Consider the following 25177-nt stretch of genomic DNA (forward strand, 5'->3'; position numbering starts at 1 on the left):
TCAAAATTCTCCGAATTTGACTAATTTTCTTTTGATTAAATAAGCAGCGCTGCATACAAGTTCGTCCGAACCGTGAGGTCCAATTATTTGTAGAGAGAAAGGTGCTCCTTCCAATGTTCCGGCAGGAATAGCTATAGAGGGATTGCCTGATAAATTGAAAGGCCGGACTAATGCGCTAAGACTCAATACATCTTTACCGTCTTTCACCTCGCTTAAAGTTAATGGGGAAGATGGCAATGTTGGGGTGATTAAAAGATCAGAAGATAAGAAAACTTTGTTCAATTCATTGTTTATATTGTTTTTAATACTCGCAATTTCATGTAGCTTCTTATTAGTCAGAGGTTTTACCTCTTCCAGCCGTTTCTGAACATCAGCACCAAGTTTTTTGTAGGGTAAGAGGTGTTTGAATTCAGTAAACATTTCGGTCCCCATGAGTATGCGGGCCGCTTCATTTGCATCTGACAGAGATTTTATTTCCACAGCTTTTGATTCATCAAATAACTGACTCAGAAGTTCTGTGAATTTAGAATTTATAAGTGGATGAAGTTGAATTACCGGAAAAGCAAATCTCAGTTGCTTAAGTTCAAAGTCAGGAATGCTCCAGTCGAACGTCGGGTCAATGATGGAAAGACCTTTAGTAAGGCATGTAACTTGTGATGAAAGCACGCCAACGCAGTCTAAAGAGCTGTTTTCCGGCAGAACACCTTTTCTGGACACTCTTCCGAAAGTCGGCTTGAACCCATAAACACCGCAACAGGCAGCGGGTAACCTGATCGATCCGCCTGTATCAGTGCCCAATGCAAAATCTGCAATCCCCGAAGCAACAGCAACCGCTGAACCACTAGAAGAACCTCCGGGCATCAAATTCGGATATCGAACATTTACTGGTGTTCCTGCCCAGTGATTAATTCCGGTCATACCGAAAGCCAACTCATGCATCGTGACTCTGCCAACGAGGCTACATTGATTGCTCGCCACTATTCTCTCAACTACTTCTGAATTTTTCTTCGCAGCGTTCATATCCGACAATGCCTTGCTTCCACATGTCGTTACTAACCCTTTGATATCAAAATTATCTTTAATGACAACTTTGATATCTCCGGTGCCACTGATAAAACTATGAGTGAACAAAATAGCCGCCTTACTTGAAAAAGAAGTTGAATATTCAACAAATTAAATGTAACAAGATTTTTATTGTTTGTAGAACTATGCGCCTGTTGCGTGACTATATATTCCACACATTTACTTTACTTTTCAAGTAATTTTTCAAATTATATTTTGTTCATGCCCGTTAACTGTAATAGTTATGTGAAAATTTAAATAAAAATAGTAAAGGCAGGCGGCTTTTAGTAAATTTACAAACAAAATAAACAGGACAAACTATGTCAGATTCACACTTTAAGCCTTTTGATAAAGATTTCGAATTCCGTCAATTCCCGTTTTACTGGATTTCCAGAGTCGGGAACCGGTATGAACACCGTATGGAGTTTGCTTTAAAAAAGGTAGGTATGAACATCACATCATGGCGAGTGTGTATGATCTTGCGAGAAAACGGTGCGATTAGTATGAGCGACATAGCCACTCATGCTGTAGCCAGGTTACCGACTATTACTAAAGTTGTTTATAAACTCAAAGAAAAAGGGCTCGTGGAGGTCAAGCCGAGCCTTGACGATGCCAGAGTTTCTATAGTCAAAATCACCACTGAGGGTGATGAAACACTTCAATCCGTATTAAAGTCAACAACCAAAATATTCAATGAAGCCTTTGAGGGCTTCAACGAAGAAGATATAAAACAATTAAATACTTCTCTTGCGAAACTATTTACTAACATCGAAGGCTAGAAGCAAGAAGCTGTAATCCAGCTTCTTGCCATTTTGATTTAGAAAATGTAAGAAATGCTTGCGCCAAATGTTCTGGGAGCCATCAGACCATAATTGTAGGTACCGAATAAACTACTTTTATTTGCGCTGGTGATAACCACGTCATCCTCGATATTGCGAATATACGCCCTGACATTCCAATCATCTTTGTAATAAGTAAGAATGAGATCTGTTTTTGTGTAAGCATCTCTCGACTGGAAGCCGAAGTTCTCGATACCTAAGAAGGACTCAGACTCGTAATGAGTTTGCACTTTAGCTACAAGCGAAGCGTCGTCCAACAAAAACTCATGTTCGTAACTCAAGTTAAACTGAGAATCTGGCGTCATAGCTGTCTCATTACCAGCATAATCAGTCGCACATACTCCATCTGAGCTATAAGCGAGACATAAATCTTCATATTCTCCGTCCAGAAGCACCACGGAACCATCAACCCGGTCATAACTAGTCACTTGCCATACAAACTCTACTTCTAAACCGTTGATTTTAGATTCCCCGGCATTTTCAATAGCTGATAGACCACTGGCGCCAGTAACTTTAACTTGTTGATCTTTATATTTGTATGTAAAGGCAGATGAATTTATCCGAAGTGAATTATCAAAAAACTGCGATTTCAATCCGACTTCAATAGCATCCAACGTTTCCGGAGAATACGCATCACTTCCAACATCCGTAGAATTATTGAAGCCTCCGGCCTTATATCCACTTGTCGACTTTACATAAAGTAAGGTGTCTTCATTCATTTTCCAGTTAAGGCCAAGGTGGTGCGTAGTTTTAGCACTATCTGCATTGTTATCATAAACACTCGCAGTACCGAATACATCTTGCTGCCCTTTCCGCGATACTTCATCCTTTGAACGGCGCAGGCCCGCTTCGAGCTCCAGCGTTTCTGTTAACTTGTAACCTGTATGAATGAACGCTGCTTTGGACGTTGTTTCAACATCAAAATCAAAAGTCATCATTCCATCTGGCGAATTCGCTACAGCCCAACTTTCGAACACTGAATACAGTGAATTTGTCTCGTTAAAGTAGTTGCCACCAAACTGCCAGCTAAACGCATTATCTGTATTTGAAGAGAATCTTAATTCGTGTGAAACATCCTGAACATCTTCATTTACGTTCATATACCGGTCAGCACGGGCAGTCCCGTCTAAATCTCGTCTTTGACTGTAGTCAGAATTTCGCAATCCACTAAGTAGTGTGATATCCATGAAGTCAAGAGAATAATCAACCTGAACCTGGTAGGTTTCGTAGAAGTGATCTAATTTCTGACTCGGCAAGCTATGTTCTATACCTTCTTTCTCAAAAGAAGGTACTTCATCATTATTCCATTCGTCAATTGCAACCCCTTGTACGGTCGCTCCAACCCCACCAAGATCGGTCCACTGACCGCTGAGTAAAATACTAAGATCATCGCTTGGAGCATAACTTAAGTGCACGCGTCCGCTTTTCATGTCAGCATCATCGCCAGGAGTCGCAGGAGCTTCATTTTCTCTGTATCCGTCATGAGATTTACTAAAAAAAGCAGCACGCATATTGACTTCATCGGTCACTGGTACGTTTAACATACCTTCAGCAGTTATGAGATTATAGTTGCCTATTCCAACGGAAACGCTGCCTTCTTGTTCTGATGTAGGCTTATTTGTAATAAAATTAATTACTCCGCCCGTCGCATTTTTACCGTAAAGAGTGCCTTGAGGGCCTCGTAAAACCTCTACTCGCTGCATGTCATATAGAGCATTTGAAAAAGAATTTGCTCTTTCGATATAAAAGCTATCCTGTGCTATTGCAACTGCAGGGTTACCAGTTTCGTTGGTGTCCTGACTGTTCACACCCCGAATACTGACTATGACATTCGCAGAATTTTGCGTAATTGATACTCCGGGAGCAAGGGTCGCAATGTCAGTAACTTCGCTAACGCCGTTCTCTTTTAAAGTTTCACCTGTAAAGGCACTCATTGCTATTGCTGTATCTTGAAGGCCTGTTGTTCGTTTTGTCGCTGTGACTTCTATTTTCTCGATTCCCTGATCACCATCTTCAGCATAAGCTGAACTCGCAAAACTGACAGAAAAAATACTAATTACCGCACACGCCAATCTGGAATGCTTAAATTCACTCATCTTGTTGTTCCTCGCTGGATCCTGTTGTTTTTTCTACTGAGGGACTTTTGCCCCTTCTTTTCACAGGTATCAAAACTGCTTCGCTCAAATGCCTTGTTTTTGATCAACTTAGCCAGAGTACAAAAACCTGATAATTTGATTGAATTTTCAACCTTCGAACTATCCTTATACAACTTACTTTACTTTTCAAGTAAAAAATCAACAAACTCCATTTATCTAATAGTTACGTTCCGTCAATTCAACAATTTGCCTATACCACTGGGAAGACTGCTACCGACGCATCAATGATTATTGATGCTATGGATCTACTCTATTCTGACCGGATAGACGCTTTTGAACTGGTCAGTAGTGACAGCGATTTTACTAAACTCGCATCCAGATTGAGGGAATCAGAGAAATTCGTATTTGGTGTGGGAGAGAAGAAAACGCCAGTTTCGTTTCGGAATGCTTGCGATGATTTCGTCTTTACTGAAAAGCTGGATACAGGTCAGGATGCCAAACCCGAAAAAGTAGTAGCAGGCCCCTCGCCTGTCAGCTCTTCTAACGGTGCTGAAGAGCTTATTCCGGCATTTCTTAAAGCATGGGAACTCTGTCAAAATGAAGACGGCTAGGTTAACGCTGGTCCTGCTGGTAGTTTCCTGAAACGGGCAAAACCAGACTTCGATCCTCGTACTTATGGTGGTAAGAAAAAGTAATGTTCAGAATCAACTCTCAATGCTTCAAAGTTAAATGGTTGTTTGCAGTATGGTCGAAGTCAGCCTATTGAATTCGGAATTCAAACAACTCTTTTCAAATCAATATAAGTCATTAATCTACGTATATAATATCGACGAAAAAGAATCGTCCAAAAGGTAAGTGTAGCCCATACTCCAAAATTAAATATGGTATTTACTTAACTAGCCGGGAACGGTTCGGTGTCCATTGCATTATTTCCTACTGATCATGCTTTATTTGTGCGTTTAGACAGGGCTGGACTAAAACAGAAGAAACATTCCCCTTGGATAAAAAACCATAAGATACAATAATTTAAATCAAGTCCATAACTTTGAACATAAGTTCAATGGACCTAAAACTCACACGTAATCCCCGGAGAGCGTCATACTTCTGCAGCATTTTGAGTGTACAAGTGTACGCTGAAACTATACACTGGTTTTTATTGACTGGTAAGATCTGTGGGAGCATCACATGACACATTCAGAAAAGCGGCCTGTTGCGGCAAAAGCCTACTCTGTGCTGGAAGAATGGTTAAACAGCATCAGCCATGGTGCGGGGTTTGTTGCGGCCATTGTAGGGCTGGTGTTTTTACTGCTTCGTGCTGAGCAACCGGTAGCCATCGCCGCAGCCGCCGTTTATGGTGCCACGCTGATCCTGATGTTTCTCAGTTCTACCCTTTATCACAGTATCTCCCACACCAAAGTAAAGGGGATGCTGAAGCTGTTTGATCACAGCGCAATATATTTGCTCATTGCCGGGACTTATACTCCCCTGCTTCTGGTCGGTATCGGCGGATGGCTGGGTATTACAATGACCGCAATTGTGTGGATATTAGCTACAGGCGGTGTTGCCTTTAAACTCATTGCCCGGCACCGTTTCCCGAAAGTATCTGTGGCGACTTACCTGCTGATGGGCTGGATTGCCCTTGGTCTGATTTATCCGCTTTATATGGCGCTGCCGGGAGCCGGACTGTGGCTGATTGTTGCCGGGGGATTATGCTTCAGTATCGGTGTGTTATTTTACGTTGCCAAGTCAAAGCGTTACACTCACGCTATCTGGCATTTGTTTGTGCTGGGTGGCTGTAGTTGCCATTTCTTTTCAATTTATTATTTTGTGATGTAAACGCTCAAGCATGAACACAACCAACAAACCGGCTTCTCACCGTCTGATCACCGGAACGGCCTCCATCACACTGGGTGCGGTGCCGGATGCGCAAAGCATTCAGACACTTAAACAACAGGGTATCACCCACGTTATCACGCTGCAGACCTCATCAGAGCATGCTGAACAGGTAGAACGGCTGGTTAAAGATGCGGGCATGCACTGGCGCTGGTTTCCGTTCACCGAAACCCTCGACAGCACGGAGACCGGACTCGAATTACTGAGACAGTATATTCAGGAACTGGGTAAGCTTACCACTGAAGGTAAACAGCTTTATTTTCACTGCAACGATGCCAGAAACCGTTGTATGTTGTTGATTTTTGCCCTGCTCCACCATCGCAGGATCCCGTCATCCAGTGCTTACCCTATGCTACACGACCTGTCATCAGGCTCAGCAAACCGTTTAAGCCGTGCAGAATTACAGTGGGCTGCCAGCCTCGGGTTATCGGTGCATTAATAAGACAACTTGTTGCCTGCAAAGTGTATTCAAAACAAGACACTCCGCAGGTTTCCTCTTACCTCTTTGCGATTCCGACCAGTACTGAACCGGTCGAAACCGCAGAGCCGCAAGGCTTCACCGTTAAATCCCCATTGTGGCCTTTGTTTTGCTTCTGACAGTAATGAGTAATTAGTTTCTTCTCATTTTCCCGTCACGGAGTATCTTAATGCGACTATCGCCGCAATCAGTCTATGCCTCACTGTCACTTCCACAAAATCTTCGCACGTCACGCCCTTCGCACTTCGTTAAAGTACTTGCGTTAGGGTTGTCCTGCCTGACTGTACCCTTCGTACAAGCCGCGAGCGTAGCACCGGCCCAACCGGGCAGCGTGGCGCTGGAGAAAATCGCTGCGCAGGGCGTGTCAGATTTACAAAGTGCAGAGGCATTAGTTGAAGATTTAGCGGCTTCGAAGCGCTACGGACGGATGCTGAATCTGCTCAAGCAGGACTACAACGACGAGTCCGGTGAGATTTTAATGATGATGAGTCACGGCGAGTCACTGGAAAACGCGACATTGAAGTTAGCCAAAAGAGCTGGATCTGAAACCGCGATGGGCCATGTGGTCAAATCGGCATTTATCCTGTTTCCCCTTAATCAGGCTGACTTATACCATTATTTGCAACAACACCTGGGGATACGGGATACGCTGCTGAACAAGTGGGCAGAAAATTCCGGGGTCCTTACTGAACCGACTATGCCGGCACCGGATGATAAAGGTCTGTTTATCCAGCCACTCATTGAGTCAGCCAGTATATCTGTATTTGATGTCACCGCTGACACCCGCGCAGAATTACTTTATCGCCGCTCAGGTGCTGAACAATGGCAGCAGGCAAGGGATTTAAGTTTCGAGCCGGTCAACGGGATCCTGACCGGGCCGGTTGTGTATCTTGAGGCCGGTACGGCGTACGATGTGAAGGTAGTTCTGCATGCTCCTCAGCAGCCTGTCAGGGAAATTGAAAGCCGGTTTACCACCCGCGCGGATAAACCTGTGATTGACCCGGATAAGGTATATAAACTCTCCGACATTTATAAAGGGGGCATGCTGGATCTTGAAGCGCTGGGCATTGAAGGCAGCAAAGACGGGTACGCCAAAATTGTGGGGGACGCCGGCACAGTTATTACCCCTGACGATTCAGATAAATACGCCATTTTTACCGGCGACAACAGCTATATCTACTTTGAGAACATCACCATAGAAGGCGCGAGAGTGCATGCTATTTATGGTGAAAAAGGCCATGATATCTGGATAAACCAGTGTGATATTTCCGGCTGGGGCCGGGCGCCTAACGTCATGAAAAAAGGCATTGCCTATGAAATGGAAGATGCCGGCCCGATTAACTATGACTCAGCCATTTACTTTCGTCAGTCCGGCGTGATCACGGTGGAAAACTGTCACGTGCACGATCCCCGCGCCATTGCCAATGACTGGTCTTATGGTCACCCGAAAGGACCCAACGCGTTTCTTGCACACGCAAACCATCCTGATCCGCAATTTAAAGGCCAGGTGATTGTTCGTAACAATCACTTCACCGGTACGGCAGACCACCGTTTAAATGATGTGATTGAAGGGCGCAAGAATGCAGAGCCTCTTGGCGGTTTTGTCCGTGACTCGGCGATTTATAACAATGTACTGGCATATTCCAACGATGATGCCATTGAAGTGGACGGCGGCCAGCAGAATGTACTGGTTTACAACAACGACATTTCACACACTTACTCGGGGATAAGTATTACGCCGGTCCGCGTTGGCCCGGGCTTTGTGTTCAATAATTATATCCATGATTTGGGCGACTTACGGGGAAAACAGTGGGCATCAATCAAGATGGGTGGCCTGCTCACCAGCCCGCTGGGACAAAGCATTATTTTGCATAATCTGATCACCACAAAACGTAACGGATTAACCGCTTCGCGGTTTAAGGACGACAACACTTTCTGGACGCAGGTACAGAATAATGTGGTAATAAATCAAAAAGACGCGAACCGTTCAGGCTTTGCCGTTTTCGATCCGCAGGGCTATCCGGGATCAGAATATATCAACAATTACTTCTATAACCTTTCTGCGGGCAAGCCGAAAATTCAGGCGAATATTACCGTGCCCTATGAATTTGATGAGGCTAAACTGAATCAGCAAATCGCAGAAGCTTTATTTATAAAAGGCAAAACCGTATTGCTCCCAAATTCTGACAAATACCGTATAAACAACTTCACCAGACTCAATGAAGACGGCACACAAGCAATCTACGGAATTATTGAGTAACAATTAAATAAGCAACATCAAGTGCAGTAACAAGGACGTCAGTCTCTATGTCGTTGAAAGCCAAGTCCCTTAAGGGCGCGTTTTTTAATTTATCCGCGAATGGCGCAGGCCAGCTGGTAAATTTTGTCGTCTACGCCATCATGGCGCGTATTCTGGGCGTTGAAGAGTTCGGTCTGGTGGCTATTTGTCTGATGGTCACCGATTTCTGTAACCTGTTCGTCACCGTGGGCGTATCGCAAAACCTCATTCAGCGAAAAGAATGGGACAACAACTTCGCCAGTTTATCCTTCTGGTTTTTGATGGGTGTGTCACTGGTCATCGCAATTTTGATGTTCGCCGTAGCAGTGCCCGTTGCCTGGTACACCTATTCAGAACTCGCCGCTCAACTTATTGCGGCGCTGGCAATTATTCCGCTGGCCAACGGTTTGCGCCTGGTCCATAAAGCAAAAATGGAAAGGGACTTTGCCAACAAACGGCTGGCAGCCTACGACACAGCGGGCGTGCTGGTTGGTGGTGTAGTGTCTGTCGCTACGGCATTAACCGGTTTCGGCGCATGGGCGATTATTTTCGGCAAAGTTGTTCAGGCATTCGTTTCCACGGCCCTGACCTGGCACGGTTCGGATTTCCGTCCCGGTAAGGTAGAAGATAAGTCCCATCTGCCTGAAATCATCCACTTTGCGAAACCGCTGATCGCCATGTCTTTCATGAATTTCTTCTCCCAGCGTACATCAAACATCGTTATTGCTGCCTTTCTCGGGGCCGCCACCTTCGCCTACACCTCTGTGGCAAGACAAGGGTTTTCAGTATTAAATAACCTCACTTTCCAGCCACTGAACAGAATTGCCCTGGCCGGCCTGGCAAGGGTTGAAGACGACAAACTACCGGCGACCTTCGCCCGTGTGGTCAGTATGACCGCCATCTTTGTTACACCGGTGTACTTCGGCGTCGGTGCAATCGCTCATCCGTTTATTGATGTGGTGTTCGGTGATAAATGGACTGACAGCGCATACTTATTGTCTATTCTGGCGCTGCAAACGCCCTGTAACGTGATGGCGTACTACCTGCCTAACTTGCTGATTGCAAGAGGCTTACCGGCTCAGGCATTTAAACTTAACCTGATAAACCTGACGTTTAACTTCCTGTTTCCGTTAGCTGCTGTTCCCTGGGGTCTGTATGCAGTGATCACCGCGCTGGTTATTGCCAACTTTGTCACCCTGGTGCTGAAATTCATGCTGGTGAAAAAATCACTGAACATTACTCTCACTGACGCATTCAGAGAGACCTGGATGTTCACCCTTACCGGTACAGTTATGTTCTGCGTAGTGTTGTATGTCGAGCGCAATCACTTACTGGGACTGGATAATGTATTTCTTGAGCTCCCCGCTCTGGTTGGCCTTGGCGCACTGATTTATTGCGGCAGCCTGCTACTGTTTTTCCGCAAGAAGACTCTGGCCATTGCGAAAGAATTTAAATCAGGAAAGAAAAAGAAGAAGGTATAGCTGGTTTATCCTGCCGGATTGACCGACAGCCATGCTGAGAGATTTGCTAAGCGCAATCTCTCGGCATGTTTGAGGGACTGACCATGGCGGCTTCAGACTTGTGTACCGGCACATCGACTTTTCCACTGGCAATCACTTCACCCAGTTGCCATAACCGCCATTCTCCCCGTTCATAGATATCCCAGGTTTCATCGTGAGTCAGCGGTTCTGTTGCGATAACACTGACCACGTCTGCCGGCGTGGTTTCAGAAGCAAAATCCACTTCCACCTCCACATCTTTCAGACAGGCCGGTCCGAATGGCGCACGGCGGGTAATGCTGGCCAGTTTGGTACTGCAAAAGGTAAACAGCCAGTCACCGTTACTCAGCAAGCAGTTAAACACGCCCTGCTCTGCATATTCTTTTGACAGGGCCACCAGCGAAGAGGCCAGTTGCTCAGGCATAGCATCGCGGGGCAAAGTCTGACGGATTTGATTCATTAAATCGCAGAACAGCTCTTCACTGTCTGTGTCACCGATAGCTTCGTACATGCCGGCTCTGCGGGTAAACCCGGGGATCTGGCCATTATGGGCAAACACCCAGCAACGCCCCCACAATTCACGGGTAAACGGATGCGTATTAGAAAGGTTGATGTTACCCACATTCGCCTGCCGGATATGGCAGATTGCCGTTTTACTCTTTATCGGTAATTTTGAAACGAATTCAGCGATTTGAGAAGTCGCGCAGGGTTCCGGATCGTGGAAAAGCCGGACGCCCTTTCCTTCATAAAAAGCGACACCCCAGCCATCTTTGTGAGGACCGGTTTCCCCTCCCCTGCGGGTCAGGCCGGTAAAACTGAAACATAAATCGGTTGGCGTATTGGCACTCATGCCAAGGAGTTCGCACACAATGCATTCCTTACAACATTACCTGTTGCAGGAGCATAGCCAAAACCCCGTTGCTATTCAAATTAACAACGGGGCGTGCTGAGCGTTTATTACGTGCTGGTAACGACTTATGCGCCCCAGAGATCGAAGGGGAAAGCCTGATAAAGCTTATCTGTGATTGCGGTGAAATCCGGTGGCGCAGGTAAATCCATAGAGATGCCTTCCGCCAGGCTGGTCACTTTAGGAATTTCAGTACGCCCTGTGCCCTGATAATAATCTTCATACTTAAACATCGACTCGCCGCTGCCGGAATCGTAAAAGATAGCAGGCACGCCGTATGCTTCGGCAATGATGACACCATGTAACGAACTGGAAATAACCCGTTTACTGTTCACAATAGCTTCAATGAACGAGCCGGGATACTGCATGGGTGTAACCAGATCCTTCTCATAGCCTTCGTACTGCGCCATATCATCGTTCATGTGGTTGATAATGATGTAGTCTTTTTTGTGCGCCTTTTCCATCAGGTGCTTTGAATAAAAATGGGGAAGCAGTAACGCCGGGTCACCGTAAACTTCCGGCACACTGATGCCGCGGTTCATAAGATATTCACGGGTAAGGGGGCCACGCACAGCACGGACGTCGAGGTTATCAAACTGAATGACCTTATCGCCCATTTTTTTGTTATAACCTGTGCCCCACAATGTATCTCCGTCCCGCGCAAAATGCAGAACAGAGCCCACACTGACCAGCTTGGTTGAGGGATCCAGTTTGTCTTTGATGAGCTTTCCTTTCATAGCGAGTACGCGCTTTACCAGATCGTAAGCCACATAATCGCCGATATTTGGCCGGTCATCTTTCTTCGACTGCCACCAGTACACCCGCTTTTTCTCTTCTGCCAGTGCCTGTTTTTCTGCCCATTGATTTAACATAGTTTTCCTTTAATACTCACGGCGGATTACGCCGTCGTTCCACTCTTTATCTGGCTCAGAACCTGTCTGATTCAGGATAATTTTTTCGACAACTTGTGCCAGAAACTTTCACGGTTAAAACGTAACAGTTCGTCGTCGCCGTTAAACTCCTGCTGAAACCGTACCTGCCACTGCTTGTTTAAAATGTTACTTTGCTTTTTGGTCACCGGCGTTGGCGGAATACGGTGACTCTCCACCGCCAAATCCATAAAGTCAGCAATTCGGAGTACAGAATTAGCGGTGTTGGCTTTGACATCTGCAAAATTCAATTCCATATATTTGCTGCCGGTTGCCGCCAGGGTATATCGCCAGGACGCATTTTCCAGGCTGACGCGGCGCAGGCCTGCTTCAATATCTTCAAAGTTGTATTCCGGATCTGCCGCCGGCTTTCCCTGCTGTGATATCCAGGACCCGGTTTGTCTGGCTACTGCCAGCGATACAGCCTGAGCCATCACATCTTGGCGGGTAAGCAACACAAAATGCGGATTCGGCAGCATTTTGCACATCGCTTTGAATCCGCCGAACTCTTCGATATGGGAATAGTGCACTTTGATACCGAACACGCCGTTCGGGGATGTCCGCCGCGCCCTGAGCTCATCAAGCACTTCCGGCAAAGTTTTGCGATTGAGACGCAGTTTCCATTCGTCGAGGTTTTTTCTGTTCACGTATTCAAGGGGAAAGCCAAAAGCACCGGTTTCATGAAGAACATGTCCAAGCATATGACTGCCTGAGCGCACGGTTGATGCAATCACCAGTGTTTTTTGGGTTTCCGTCTGATGAGGGAAGTCGTGTTCTGAAGAAAACTGATCCTGATAGAGTTCCATGATTCTTCTCCTGTAATGAGGGTCCGTAACCCTAACTGACCCGCTGTCGCACTTTTTTTACCGTTACCGCAGCCAGGTGGTTCAATGTCACAGACAAACCGGCAATGTGAACAGACTTCATCACCCATTTAAGCTTGTCTTTTTTGAGTGGCAAATACACCAGCAATTGAGCAGCCACCCGTTTACGGTAATTCCCGTCTCCGAGAAACTGGCGGTGTTTGTCTGCTGAGCGCAGGCGCACCACCGCTTCGTCCGGCGTCATTTTCGCTACTTTGGCGCCGATGCCATCCATGTTCATGAAGCGGTATAAGAAGATGGGCTTGGGAATATTCCATAATGAATAGCCCAGCTCTGAAAGCCTCACGTACATATCCCAGTCCTGCCCGTTGGGCAGGGTTTCATCGAAACGTTCCTTCAGAGCGATATCACGTTTCACACTGAAACCACTCATACCGCAATATTGATTCCCAGTGCGGAGTACTTCGCGCTCTACCCGTCTTGAAGGCTGCACGAACAGTTGCTCACCACCTAAAACCTGATAACCGCTGACCACAGCGTCCGCGCCGTTGTCGTAAGCTTTTTTGTGTTCCCACAAATATTCCGGCAACCATATGTCGTCGTCATCGAGAAAGGCGATGTAATCACCTTTTGCGCTGTCTACTCCAATGTTACGAGCCTTGTTCGCACCCGATGATTCTTTCAAAAAGTGATAGTGGAAGTTCGGCTTTTCTGAAAATTCAGTGAGAATGTCATCATATGGCAAGGAAGATGCATCATTCACTACAATCACCTCAAGCGGCTGCTCAACTTGTGCATATACACCGTCCAGCGCTTCTTTGAGTTCTGCAGGTCGATTGAATGTTGTAATAACAACGCTGAATTTGTCGCTCATTGGTATCCCTGTGAGTTGCAATCCGAATAGGAAGTCTGCGTAGATTTCCCGAACATGAATATGATGGAGCAAGAATCATGCAAGAAATCTTAAAGCAGCAATCAGAGAAGTATCTCGCCCGATATCCGAAAATCTTTTTTTGCCACGTTCCTAAGTGTGCCGGCGTCTCTCTGTCTAATGCCATCTATCAGTCTGTCTATCCATCACTGCTGAAAGCAACCCGCTTCACCGGCCATATTGATCTCAGAGCCAGCAGGGAGTGCGAGAAGTTACTGGGAGTGGACATGATGACTGCAAGGGAAACCCAGTTAACTTTCCAACTCAGCAGTAAACACCAGGTATTTACTACCGGCCATTGTGTGGCGCGCCCTGAGGTAGTCAGTAACTTTTACAAAGACTGGCACTTTTTGACGATACTCAGAAAGCCTGCAGACCGCTTTATTTCTGAATATGTATACAACCGCTTTAAAGAATCGGAATGGCAGAAAAACGAAACTGACATCGAAGAATATCTGCAGTCAGAAAAGGCGCTTAACTCGGCAGTCACCTATGCCCGCTATTTTTCCGGATACCGCAATGCCGCTGACATTATGGCGAATACAGATGATGTGATTGCTAAAGCTGTTGCAAATTTGCGTCATTTCTCGGTGTACGGCACGCTGGAGCAAATGGATAAATGGCAGGAAGATTTTAATCAGCGCTTCAGCACCCGTATCAATATTGCCAGCAAAAATACCAGCCCGAATCGTGGTGCCTCATCAGCCATTACCAGTAACCCGAAATTAATGGGCGTTATTACAGAGCTGAACCGCGTTGACCAGGCCATTTATGATGCTGTGTATGCGATGGTGAATGACAAACAAACCTTGCAGGCCAGAGCAAGCTGATTTTTGGCTGCAACGAAAAAGCCCTGCTACGACGCAGGGCTTTTTGTTATGAAACTGCAGGAGATAATCAGGTAGTCAGTACTACCCGCCAGGATTCTCTGATAGCTTCCTCACCGTAGCGGTCTACAGCTTGATTCACTACCACACTGGAATCAACGTACTCCAGATTTGCCAGTTGGGTTTCCAGATTATCCGGTTCAATAATTTTAACGAAAGGAAACTCTCTGGCCTTCATTCGCGCGAAGGCGGAATCGAAACACAGAACATTAGCGCCTAAACTCATAGCCATGTAAAAGGTGCCGGAGGATATCATCGCGTTATCATCGTGGGCCATGATAACAAAGCGCGTGTCAGACACCGCGTCTTCCAGCGTTTCTTCTTTTACAAATTCATTATTCCAGTCCACCTGCAAACCTCTCTGGTCAATAATACTGTACAACCTGGCTGCATATTCCTTGTCGGAACAAAAGCCCATCACCTGCAATTTTTGATTCAGCGGCCATACCTCTAACAGTTTATCGAGGCGCTTGTAGGGCTTAATTGATCCAAAGTACAGAAAATCTATACCTTTTTGGGTATCTCCGATGGCCTCAAAGAATTGAAATAAATCCCTGTCGTTAAAATAAAGCGGGTGCTTCACCACGCTTGATTCTATTCTGTCGGTCATTTCAAGGGTGACAACACGGTCCGCAATAAGCGTCAACAGCTTCAATATGAATGTGTAAAGGGCAGAGTGAGTACTTACATTGTGAGGCTTGTAGTTGTGACGTACCCAAATTACTTTGCTACTGAACAAGGGGATGGAACAGACAGTAAGAAAGAATGCGAGGAGGAAGGCCCAGCGTTTGGGCCCGCTCATGCCCTTGCGAAAGGGCTGATCTTCATACCAGTTTAATACCAGCCAGTTTTCCTTTCTGCTGAACAGGTTTGCCGGACGGAAGAGGTGTTTGAACGGCCGGATATCATATCCCAGCTCGCTGAACGCCCCTTTTATCCTGTCGACAAACCCGTTGCTATGTACAAAAGGATACAGAAACAGCTTACGTCTTTCAGTCATCAGGCCGCCGTGCGTGGTTGAACAGGAATGCCCATAGCAAGGTTATTCGCAATCACGTAAGTATCATCAGAGATGGCATCCCAGTTGAAGGTGTTCAGGAACGCTTCTTTATTAATAGCCAGCTTCATATCATCCACGTGGGTGATTTTGTAGGCCAGCGCGTCAGTATCGCCAACCTTGAAGTAAGCATCTTCCGGCAAACCGATATCAGTGTTCGGTGTAATATCACTGATTAACACTTCTGTACCGGCACTGATGGCTTCCAGTGCAACGATAGGCAAGCCTTCGTGGTAAGACGGTAATACAAACACCCGGGCGAACTTATACAACGCGTTCAGTTCATCCCCCTGACGGCGGCCGGCAAAAATAATTTTATCGCTGGCCTGTTTTTTCAGTTTCATAGAGTATTCATCTTCGTGGTCTGCACCACCTACAATGACCAGTTTCAAATCTGTGTCAGATTTTTTGTAAGCTTCGACTAAGTCGTGAAAGCCTTTCTCAGGAACGAGGCGACCAACAGTAAGTACATACTTACCCGGTTCAATACCTAGATCCTTTGGCAATGCTTCAGCACCCATCTGAGTATCCATATCGGTTTTAGCACCGTTGGGTACGAACAGGATACGGTTCGATTTACCGGAGAAACGGTTCTTCAGCACGCCGGTGAGAGAACGGCCAACCACAATGGCGCGGTCTGAGAATTTCACTGCCATGGTTTCACCAAACTTCAAAATATTTTTGGCAAACTGATTCCATTTCTGTCTGTCATAGTCAGCGCCATGGTGAGTTACCATAACCTGCATACCCAGCAGCTTCGCCAGTGGTGTAAACAGAGCCGGCCCGATACCGTGGATATGTAATACATCCGGCTTCACCACGAAGCGGGCGTAAAAAATAGCCAGGAAGGTGTGTAAAAATGTCTCGATGAACTTATGCTTCAAAGTCCACACAGAACGCAGTTTTACGCCTTTGTATTCTTCAACAGATTGATCCACATACGGTGAGCGGCAAATCACAGTGACATCCATGCCCGATTTGACCAGCCGCGGATACAGTTGCTGGCAATGAGATTCAATTCCGCCCATTACGTCGGGAATTCCTCTTAGTCCTACGGCACATAGTTTCATAACTTTCTCCAAAATCTCAGGACAAACCTGAGTTAAAATCAATTCGCCAAACGAGACGCAAAGGCAGGTGAGTCAAACCATGCATTGCGAGGTAATTTCACCGGTCCGATGGCGTTGCCAATTAAGATGGCAAATAAAATCAACCCCTCGATATTCCAAAGAGGCATGGTGGCGAAGTTCATAATCAAAAATCCCACCATTGATGAACAAAGCATCCAGGCAAACTGCTTGTTCTTAATCCTCATCGCCTGCACTACAAAGCTGGCAGCAGCGAAGAGGAATGTGAGCAGACCAATCAGGCCATACTCATACAAATACGATACGTAGGTGTTGTGTGCGTATTTCGGGAATACGCCGGACCATGATTCAGGGCCCCACCCCACCAGCTGATGTACAAATGAACCGTTCACATACTCATAGATATACAAACTCCAGAGGTACACCCGGGCAGAGAAAATGTCTTTTTCAGCCTCGGAGTAGTAGAACGGTGCCTTGATCAGATCGTCGATACTGGTCAGGAATACAAATACATCAGCAAAACGGTCCTGCATGGTGTACGAGGCCATGAGGAACAACATGCCCATGCCGAAGAACGCGGCAAAGAAAAACACAGTCTGGTAACGCGGTGCGATTTTTGATGACATTGCGGTGTAAGCAAAAATGGCAGCCAGCGGTAATATCGCCAGAACCGAGGTGCGGTAGTTCACCAACACCAGTACTACACAACCTAATGCAAACAGCGCGCCACGAAATCGTATCGCGCCCGGAGACAACAAACCCACCACTAAAATGAACCCGGCGATGATCATCGAAAACGCCGCTTCGTGGTTATAACCCCCGATATAGCTGGCTGAACCATCGGCTTCAGTGGCTTTCACCTCACCCAGCAGCACTGACATCACAGCGAGAGAAACAGGTAAAAAGAAGCTCACCAGCAGTTTCTTTAATACAAAATCTTTGTCAGTTTTTCTTATCGCCATGAACATTGCACACGCTATTGATAAGAAAAACATCCACTTAACCATTACGTTGATCAGGCCGCTTACTCCGCCGTTAATCACTCCGCTGGCTACCACAGCAACAAAGAAAGCGTAAAGGGGCAGCAAAACACGCAACTGGTACACTTTTGGCGGCAGCATCAGTAAACCGGTTGCAGCAATGCCGATTGAAGCCAGGGCATTAATAGAAAATCCGGCAATAAGCGGGTCATAAGTGATTTGATGGAACGCGGAAAGGAAAAAGCGTAACCAAATTGCGACAACTACAAAGGCAAGATACTTATTACAGTGCTGACGAATTGTCTGCCAGACCAGCCAGGCGCTGATAAGGCTGAACAGTAATTTAACGGCCAGAAACATGTTCAGTCTCCGGCTGTGATTGTTGTAATTTAAGGGCTTTAAGCAGTTTTTCGCGGAACACGGCATTACTGAATGTAGCGGCACGTTCAGCACTTCGCTGTTCGTAACGCTGTTTGTTTTCGTCCCGCGACATATAATCCAGAGCACCGGCAACGCCTGATACACTGTTTACTTCACAAATACAGCCGTATGACTGAGCTTCAAATCCTGATACGTTGTACGGATACTCACCGGTAAGAATTTCAGCAGGACCGGACTCACAGTTGGTCGCCACCACGGCCTTGCCCAGGCACATAGCTTCAGCAATGGCGTTGGGGAAACCTTCAGCGTTCGACGTCGACACAAAAAAATCTGCGCCTTTGATATAAGGATACGGATTGGACTTAAAGCCCAATAAATGCAGGCGCCCGCTTAACCCTAAAGACTCAGCCCGTTGCAATAAGGCCTGCTTTTCCTCTCCCTGTCCGAGAATAACGATGTCGTGTCCGACAGAAGATGCCGCTACGGCTTGCAGCAGCAAATCAAAATTCTTATTGCGAACCAGTCTGCCAGTGCCAATGATGTAGGGCTTTGACGGTAAATCATCCACCGGTTGTTGTGCCATGGCGCTGATGTTAGCCATGTTGTACGGGTTGTAGATAGTTTTAATCCGTTCCCGCTTTACCGAAAAGTTTTCGATAAGGTCAGCTTTTACGCCTTCGCTCACAGCAATTACGCAATCAGCAGAAGGATATGTCGCTTTCACCAGGCAACGGGAGATAAAATCTTTGAGGCCACCGGACAGGTGACTGGATGTATTTACCCGTTCGCTGATCACAGCGCGATACCCCAGGCGTTTAGCCAGAGAGACATTAAGCATATTGGCGCGGGTTAAAAAACTTACGCAGGTATGCGGCGCTATTTTTTCCAGCGCTTTTTTCAGTGCGCTGTAGCCACTGTGCAAACTACCTTTCGTATCGAGTACGACCTGATTCACATACTCAGGACACTGCTGTTCCTGCGGCAAATCATCAAGCAGTATTAAATGCACGTTATAGCCAGCGCTCTGAAAATCCGCTTCCATGATAGTCAACAACTTACACATCACCCGCTCAGCTCCACCGCCTTCGAGGGAGTTGATAATAAACGCGATGTTGTGTTTTGCCTGTTGCATGTGCTTTTCCCTGCTGGTCACTTCCGACACATATTTAAATGCGATATACAGGGTCTATTCAGCTTTTATGCCAGATCGTAAAATAATGTACGGGCTTTATGTCTGGCTGAAAGAATATCTAAATCCGATGTTCTCTACTTCTACACCAGCCAAGATTAACCAACTGATTTTAAATCAGTTTTAAAGTTTGGCGTGAATTTATTTTATGCTTGCAGACGGATTAAAGATCCATGCACCAAACCCAAAATTACAACTTTAGTATAAGAAATGGCATTTCAGATCTGAATGACTGTTGCTGTGAAGCAACATTTACGCTGTTGATGGCAATTTATTCCCTGTCACATAAATTTCCTCTGCCCGGATCTCAGTACTTCCTGAAGCAGAGCACATTTATACCGGCTGTCTTTTTGAGTTAAGATGACGGAAAGCCACATCACCGGAAGATTATTTGCCGTGGATAACACACCTCATCCTGTCCATGAGTCACAACTGATCCAAAAACTACTCAGTAAGATGCCCCCGGATATTGCCGAATCTTTTTCAGAAGAACAGCTGATAGCCATGAACAAAGCGATTGGCGGGCGCAGCTGGGCCAGACATAAACTGGATGTCCGGGGCACAATCAATATATGGCGGACGAGTTTCTACTTTGTAGTGCTGGCCGGCAAGAACCGCCGCGAATTGTCCCGGCTTGAGCAGCAGGTTGGACGGGCGACAATGGCTCTGATGTTTGCTCTGTTCATTACATTCAGTGTTCTGAGCGGGCTGCTCATCCTTTATCTGATCAAATCAGCACTGGGAATTAACTTGTTTGAAAACTTTTCGCTGGGGATATGGAGCTGGTTTAAAGCTAACATTCTTAATTAGAGGCTTAACAATACAAAACCCGCCGGATGGCGGGTTTGTTATTAATATTGTATCCGTCACGCAGTTGCACCTGCTGCAATGATATCGCCGGGCGTGGTTTTGAACAGAGTATTCGCCACCTCCTCAGAAGCCAGCTCACTGACCACCGCAAAAGCCTCACCCATATCATTAGGACGACGTTTGGTATCATGGGTGTCCGATGCCACCAGATCAATCTGATTATCCCGCAACATGTCTTTGGCAATCTTTTCTACATGCTCACCGAAGCGTCCGGTGAATGCCCCGGCCGTCACTTGTAGTAAACACCCCTGATTGCGCAGCCACTGGATCTTCTCCGGACGCTTCCATACGTCACGGTTGCGCTCCGGATGAGGGATTAAAGGTTGCACGCCTGCATTCAGTAACCAGCGAAATAATTGATCGAGTCCTGCCGGCATGTTGCTGTGAGGCATTTCCAGCAGTAGTACTTTTTTACCACGGTATTCACCCAGAAAAGGTAGTTTATCCTCCCTGAACCACACCGGCACCATTTCGTTTATCCGCACTTCCCCTGCACGGGATAAAGACAAGGGGATCCCTGCTTTATCGACAGCGTCTTTCAGGGCACTGAATCCTGTGGCAATAATTTCGGGGGTATTGTCAAAAGTGCCCCAGTGAACATGCGGTGTGCATACCAGGTGCGTAACTCCGGCCGCAACAGTCTGCCGCGCCATATCCAGAGCCATGTCCATGTCTCGGGCACCATCATCAATGCCCGGTATTATATGACTGTGTAAATCAATCACAATTTGTCCTCACACTAACTCAGTTAGCATTGTAACCATACTGGTCATAGAAACCACCATAGCGCTCAGACACATCTGATTTTTTAAGATCGACCTGGTTCAATACTACGCCGTCAACACGGTGCCCCACTTGCAGGAACCGGCCCAGACCATTTTTGATCATTTTTTCACTGGTACTGTCAGCACGCACAACATAAATAACCGAGTCACAGCTTTTTGATACAACCATAGCATCAGAAACCGCCTGAGTAGGCGCGGTATCAACAACCACGTATTTGTAGGTTTTCTTAAGATAATTGATCAGTGCTTTAAAGCCGTTACCCGCCAGCAATTCCTGAGGATTCGAAGGAATACTGCCGGCACAAATAATATCAATACCCGATTGCTCGTCATGAACCAGACATTCTTCCAGAGAGTGGGTTTTCATGATCAGGTTAGACAGTCCGGGCTGGTAATTAGGTACATCGAACCGCTTGCCAACGGCCGGACGACGTAAGTCGGCGTCGATAAGAATGGTTTTGTCCAGTTGACCCAGAGCGAAGGACAGGTTGATAGAAACCGTTGTTTTACCTTCTTTCGGCACTGATGACGTCACCAGTATGGCCTGATTCTGCTTCTCAAGATTTATCAGAGATAAACTGGTACGCAGGGTTCTTACCGCCTCGCTGAACTGATGATATTTACCGTCAAAGAAGGCGCGCAGGTCCATGTCTTTACGGCGTTTTACCGAAATAACAGGGATAAGTCCCAACATGCGCTGACCCAATTTCTTCTCAACATCATCCACAGAGCGCACACCGCTGTTCATAGCTTCCAGCACAAAGGCCAGCAGTACGCCAAAACCAAAGCTGGCAATGAATGCCGCCACGATTAACAGCGTTTTATTCGGTGCAGTGGGATTGTTCGGTACCGGAGCAGGATCCAGCACACGGGCATTCGCTGACTCGAAGCCGCCCATCTCACTGGTTTCTTTCAGACGGGTAAACATGGAATTGTACAACTGCTGGTTGATATCCACTTCCCGCTGTAATGCACGCCGTGTATTTTCCAGGTTAGACAACTGACGGTATTCAGATTTAGCCTCTGCAACTTCTTTTTGCAAAGTCACAACCCGTTCCTGTGAAGCACGGTATTGTGTAGTAATACTGGAAATAAGATCGCGGATCTGAGTTTGCAGTGTATCGCGGACGGAATCCAGTTCCGCATTGGCCGCCACCATTTGCGGGTGTTTAGGACCGAATACTTTACTGAGCTCTGATACACGGCTCATGGCTTCCGCCTCCTGACGACGGACGCTTTGAATATTCGGATGATTCAGCACTTCCGGTAAACGGGCCAGCGCACTGTAGTCAGCACCGTTACGCTGAGTTTGTTCATAAATCGTTCTGTTCTGCTTTAACGTAGTTTCAGCTTTCAGCAATTGATTACTGAGTTGCTCAAGCTCTTCCGCTGCCAGACCGACAACACCATTGGTAAGATTTACCAGCTGATTTTTTTCATAAAAGTCAGATAAGTCTTTCTCAGCAGAAGTAAGCTTATCACGCAGGCCTTCCATACTTTCAGTCAGAAAAGAAGTTGCTTTGGTGGTCATTTCCACTTTGGCCTGCAGATAGTTCTCTACATACACATCGCCCATCGTAGTGGCAATGGCGGCAGCCAGACGCGGAGAATCACTGGTCGCAGTAATATTGATGACCTGTGTATTTTCTACCAGTGACACATTAATAGACTTCATCAGTTTATTGATTGCTGCCTGGCGACGCTTTTCTTCCCGCTCGCTTTCGGTTAACTCAGTTTTGGGCGCTTTTTCAATGAAAGGCAAATTAGCGAAAAGCCAGGCTTTCGCTTCTTTAATAAGTGAGATTTCCCCGTCGGAAGGCGGCATAAATACCGGATCATTCGCGAGATCCAGCTCATCCACAGCACGGGCTGCAACCTGCCGGGACTGGATAATTTGATACTGGGTGCGCATGTAGTCTTTGCGGGTAGTGTCAGACTTGTACACTTCCTCAATAGACATCACGTTGGCCGGTTGCGATTCAATCAGCAAACTGGCTGTGGCAGAGTAAATAGGGGTCATTTTCATCACCACTATTGCCACCAGCGCAGTAAAGACAATCGCCAGCGTAATGATGCGACCAAAATAACGTTTAAATACCTGCCAGTAGTGCGCAAAGTCGATGGTTTCATCATCCAGGATGTTCGCTTGCAGCGAGTCCTTCATTTTCAACGACATACTCTATCCTTTAATTCCATTAATCTTCCCGGTGTCAGCGGGGCTGCAAAATACACTACGCTCAGAAAAAACGTTGCGGAATGGTGATGATGTCACCCGGTTGAATCATGTGACTTACGTTTACCTCAAGGGTATCCTGGCCACTTTCCTGCTCGCGGACAATCTGAATGTCTGAACGGGACGCCCGTTCCGTATACCCGCCGGCTAAGGCTGCGGCTTTGTTCACAGTTAAACCCGGCTGATAGGGATAACCGCCGGGATGTTTGACTTCACCATCAATGAAAAACGGGCGGTATTCAACAATAGACACGGCCACGGAAGGATTAACAAGATAATCCCCCTCCAGACCGGTATAAATCAGTTTTTCTACTTCAGAAAGTGTCAGCCCGACAAGCTTTAACTCACCAAGAAACGGATAGTTAATCTTACCTACGTCAGGCAGACGGGTTTCCATCGACAAATCACTTTGACCAAACACATTGATCAGCACTTTGTCACCAACACCCAGGCGATAGGAACTCATACTTGCATTTCCTTCCTGCGCGCCGGCAACACATGCCATGGTCAGCAGAATTAAAGTGGCAAATATCCTTTTCGCATTTGTCATCATTACAAGGTTACCTTTGCTGTTAAACCGTAAACGTTTCTGTCGAACTCAATATCGCTGCGGTTACTTTCACGATCGTTCATTGAGTAGTAAAGACCGAACGTCAACCAGCGACGAAACTCGTAATCAGCCGCTAATGTCAGTTTTTTTGTATCGTCTTCACGTAAGTCTTCTACGTCGCCAACGTAATCATCGTTCATTAATGCCATGGTGGCGGTAGTCGAAAAGCGTTGAACCCAACTATGCTCCCAGCTGATAGCATAGTCTGTGCCACGAATGTAATCCGCACCGGTGGTATTTGTTTCACGGGTGTCCTGTTTTGTGCTGACCGTAAATTCTGAGTAGGAGTATGGCAGCCAGCTCATTCCGACTTCCCATGCCAGACCGGAGAAGTCATCACGGCTTGCGGCATCAAAGGATTTCTCTTTGTAGCCAACCTTGGCATAGCTTTGCGTTACCGCGTTAACATCCCAGCTGAAGCCTGCCAGCAGACGATTCTCAATGCTATCCAGTGGATTGGCCGGGTTTGCATCATAGTCATAACGTATTTCGTTGCGGTCAGCGTCCAGTAACAAATTCGTCCCGTCGACAATGCGATAAACAAATTCGGCACCGTATTTCGTCGTGCTTCTGTCGCGAATAAGATACAGTTCTGTGTCGCCGTCATAGTCCATGTCTTCGAAGCCTACTGACAGATCAATACGGCCAAAAGCAGACAATGCACCGTAGGAATAAATGGCTCCGATTTCAGAGTTTTTGTAGGTATCCACACTGGTCAGTTCGTTACCAAAACCGTTCGAATATCTGCGGCCACGCTCATCGTGTCCGGCCTCATAGGTGGCAACGCCCTTAAATCTGTTTCTGTCATTAATTTCAAAGTCGCCTTTTAGATGAGCGAAATGGTCGGTGTAGTCATCGGCATCGGTAGAATAATAGTCCCCGCGCTCAAGGCGGTAGCCCATTTCAATGATATGCCCGTTAAACTCAGTGTAAGCATCAATTTTCGGTGAAACGACTGATACCCAGCTGTCTATTTCATCAGCTTCTTCGCTGGCGTAAGTCACGTTATCGATATGAAGAACATCGGTGGTCAGGCCGGGTTTTATATCAAACTTCCCCACCTGAATAGCGCCTTTATCCTGCGCATGGGCAACATTGCCGGCAAATAAGGTGACAAGAATTGCGCCTGAAGTCCGTTTAATCATAGTTTCTCCCGGAGTTTGAGATTGAATAGCTACTCCCTTCCTTTTTTAAGGAGGCGAGCCGGTTCGTCCGGATGAGGCTATGCGATTACTGTGCCATTGCTATCAGTCTATTAGTACTTTTACATTATTTACCATTGTCTTCAAAAAATGTGGAACGGGATCTGCATTAACTCATGCAGGAAACGGTTTTATCTGTGACGTAAATGATATGAGATA

22 protein-coding genes are annotated in these 25177 nt (G+C 46.5%); 8 read left to right on the forward strand and 14 right to left on the reverse strand.

Annotated elements, in window-relative coordinates; translation table 11 throughout:
- A complete protein-coding gene (locus AC4PME_RS11810; RefSeq protein WP_491529609.1) occupies positions 1 to 1131 on the reverse strand; it encodes an amidase in 1131 nt (376 codons plus the stop codon).
- Positions 1132 to 1382: 251 nt separating this feature from the next.
- Here AC4PME_RS11810 and AC4PME_RS11815 point away from each other — a divergent pair, with 251 nt between their 5' ends.
- Positions 1383 to 1841 (forward strand): MarR family winged helix-turn-helix transcriptional regulator, encoded by a 459-nt coding sequence (locus tag AC4PME_RS11815; protein ID WP_119500265.1) that lies wholly within the window; start codon positions 1383 to 1385, stop codon positions 1839 to 1841.
- Positions 1842 to 1879: 38 nt separating this feature from the next.
- Here AC4PME_RS11815 and AC4PME_RS11820 read toward each other — a convergent pair whose 3' ends face one another.
- Positions 1880 to 3997, reverse strand: coding sequence for a TonB-dependent receptor (locus AC4PME_RS11820; RefSeq protein WP_119500264.1), 2118 nt, complete (start codon positions 3995 to 3997; stop codon positions 1880 to 1882).
- 236 nt (positions 3998 to 4233) lie between these two features.
- On the opposite strand from AC4PME_RS11820, the gene AC4PME_RS11825 reads away from it, so the two are divergent.
- The 5 genes from AC4PME_RS11825 to AC4PME_RS11845 all read left to right on the forward strand — a co-directional run bounded on the left by AC4PME_RS11825 (position 4234) and on the right by AC4PME_RS11845 (position 10127).
- Positions 4234 to 4608, forward strand: a complete 375-nt coding sequence (locus AC4PME_RS11825; RefSeq protein WP_491529617.1) for an NYN domain-containing protein — start codon at positions 4234 to 4236, stop codon at positions 4606 to 4608.
- A gap of 574 nt (positions 4609 to 5182) precedes the next feature.
- Positions 5183 to 5833: a PAQR family membrane homeostasis protein TrhA gene (gene trhA, locus AC4PME_RS11830; protein WP_491529610.1), complete on the forward strand. Its 651-nt coding sequence runs from the start codon at positions 5183 to 5185 to the stop codon at positions 5831 to 5833.
- Positions 5834 to 5843: 10 nt separating this feature from the next.
- On the forward strand, positions 5844 to 6329 hold the full coding sequence (locus tag AC4PME_RS11835; RefSeq protein ID WP_491529611.1) for a protein-tyrosine phosphatase family protein: 486 nt from the start codon (positions 5844 to 5846) through the stop codon (positions 6327 to 6329).
- A 208-nt stretch (positions 6330 to 6537) separates the two neighbouring features.
- Complete coding sequence (locus AC4PME_RS11840; RefSeq protein WP_491529612.1) at positions 6538 to 8628, forward strand: right-handed parallel beta-helix repeat-containing protein; 2091 nt, start codon at positions 6538 to 6540, stop codon at positions 8626 to 8628.
- A 47-nt stretch (positions 8629 to 8675) separates the two neighbouring features.
- Positions 8676 to 10127, forward strand: a complete 1452-nt coding sequence (locus AC4PME_RS11845) for an oligosaccharide flippase family protein (protein WP_491226049.1) — start codon at positions 8676 to 8678, stop codon at positions 10125 to 10127.
- 46 nt (positions 10128 to 10173) lie between these two features.
- Here AC4PME_RS11845 and AC4PME_RS11850 read toward each other — a convergent pair whose 3' ends face one another.
- From AC4PME_RS11850 to AC4PME_RS11865, 4 genes are all read right to left on the reverse strand, one after another.
- Positions 10174 to 11013 carry a class II glutamine amidotransferase gene (locus AC4PME_RS11850; protein WP_303573610.1) on the reverse strand — a complete coding sequence of 280 codons (840 nt, stop codon included), beginning with the start codon at positions 11011 to 11013 and terminating at the stop codon, positions 10174 to 10176.
- Between the two features lie 107 nt (positions 11014 to 11120).
- Positions 11121 to 11924: a polysaccharide pyruvyl transferase family protein gene (locus AC4PME_RS11855; protein WP_491045207.1), complete on the reverse strand. Its 804-nt coding sequence runs from the start codon at positions 11922 to 11924 to the stop codon at positions 11121 to 11123.
- A 71-nt stretch (positions 11925 to 11995) separates the two neighbouring features.
- Positions 11996 to 12787 (reverse strand): Stf0 family sulfotransferase, encoded by a 792-nt coding sequence (locus AC4PME_RS11860; RefSeq protein WP_491045206.1) that lies wholly within the window; start codon positions 12785 to 12787, stop codon positions 11996 to 11998.
- A gap of 31 nt (positions 12788 to 12818) precedes the next feature.
- On the reverse strand, positions 12819 to 13679 hold the full coding sequence (locus AC4PME_RS11865) for a glycosyltransferase family 2 protein (RefSeq protein WP_349584526.1): 861 nt from the start codon (positions 13677 to 13679) through the stop codon (positions 12819 to 12821).
- A gap of 77 nt (positions 13680 to 13756) precedes the next feature.
- On the opposite strand from AC4PME_RS11865, the gene AC4PME_RS11870 reads away from it, so the two are divergent.
- Positions 13757 to 14566 (forward strand): sulfotransferase family 2 domain-containing protein, encoded by an 810-nt coding sequence (locus AC4PME_RS11870; RefSeq protein ID WP_491045205.1) that lies wholly within the window; start codon positions 13757 to 13759, stop codon positions 14564 to 14566.
- Positions 14567 to 14633: 67 nt separating this feature from the next.
- On the opposite strand, the gene AC4PME_RS11875 is transcribed toward AC4PME_RS11870, so the two are convergent.
- The 4 genes from AC4PME_RS11875 to AC4PME_RS11890 are packed head-to-tail and all read right to left on the reverse strand — an operon-like array spanning position 14634 to position 19261.
- Positions 14634 to 15623 carry a glycosyltransferase family protein gene (locus AC4PME_RS11875; protein WP_119500254.1) on the reverse strand — a complete coding sequence of 330 codons (990 nt, stop codon included), beginning with the start codon at positions 15621 to 15623 and terminating at the stop codon, positions 14634 to 14636.
- Positions 15623 to 16750, reverse strand: a complete 1128-nt coding sequence (locus tag AC4PME_RS11880) for a glycosyltransferase family 4 protein (protein ID WP_119500253.1) — start codon at positions 16748 to 16750, stop codon at positions 15623 to 15625. The genes AC4PME_RS11875 and AC4PME_RS11880 overlap by 1 nt, the downstream gene beginning before the upstream one ends.
- 38 nt (positions 16751 to 16788) lie before the next feature.
- The gene (locus AC4PME_RS11885) at positions 16789 to 18108 is read right to left on the reverse strand and encodes an O-antigen ligase family protein (RefSeq protein ID WP_491045204.1); all 1320 of its coding nucleotides are present in this window, start codon (positions 18106 to 18108) and stop codon (positions 16789 to 16791) included.
- Positions 18092 to 19261 (reverse strand): glycosyltransferase, encoded by a 1170-nt coding sequence (locus tag AC4PME_RS11890; RefSeq protein WP_119500251.1) that lies wholly within the window; start codon positions 19259 to 19261, stop codon positions 18092 to 18094. Before AC4PME_RS11890 ends, AC4PME_RS11885 begins: the two co-directional genes overlap by 17 nt.
- Before the next feature lie 453 nt (positions 19262 to 19714).
- Between AC4PME_RS11890 and AC4PME_RS11895 the strand changes: the two genes are divergently transcribed.
- Positions 19715 to 20128: a 3-phosphoshikimate 1-carboxyvinyltransferase gene (locus tag AC4PME_RS11895; protein WP_491045203.1), complete on the forward strand. Its 414-nt coding sequence runs from the start codon at positions 19715 to 19717 to the stop codon at positions 20126 to 20128.
- Positions 20129 to 20184: 56 nt separating this feature from the next.
- Here AC4PME_RS11895 and AC4PME_RS11900 read toward each other — a convergent pair whose 3' ends face one another.
- From AC4PME_RS11900 to AC4PME_RS11915, 4 genes are all read right to left on the reverse strand, one after another.
- On the reverse strand, positions 20185 to 20913 hold the full coding sequence (locus AC4PME_RS11900; RefSeq protein WP_491045202.1) for a tyrosine-protein phosphatase: 729 nt from the start codon (positions 20911 to 20913) through the stop codon (positions 20185 to 20187).
- Between the two features lie 19 nt (positions 20914 to 20932).
- Positions 20933 to 23149: a GumC family protein gene (locus tag AC4PME_RS11905; protein WP_491045201.1), complete on the reverse strand. Its 2217-nt coding sequence runs from the start codon at positions 23147 to 23149 to the stop codon at positions 20933 to 20935.
- 61 nt (positions 23150 to 23210) lie between these two features.
- A complete protein-coding gene (locus AC4PME_RS11910; protein WP_474852488.1) occupies positions 23211 to 23759 on the reverse strand; it encodes a polysaccharide biosynthesis/export family protein in 549 nt (182 codons plus the stop codon).
- Entirely contained in the window at positions 23759 to 24961 is a 1203-nt protein-coding gene (locus AC4PME_RS11915; protein ID WP_491045200.1) for an outer membrane beta-barrel protein, read from the reverse strand. The genes AC4PME_RS11910 and AC4PME_RS11915 overlap by 1 nt, the downstream gene beginning before the upstream one ends.
- Positions 24962 to 25177 lie beyond the last annotated feature (216 nt).

The sequence above is a fragment of the Alteromonas sp. genome, assembly GCF_984505615.1.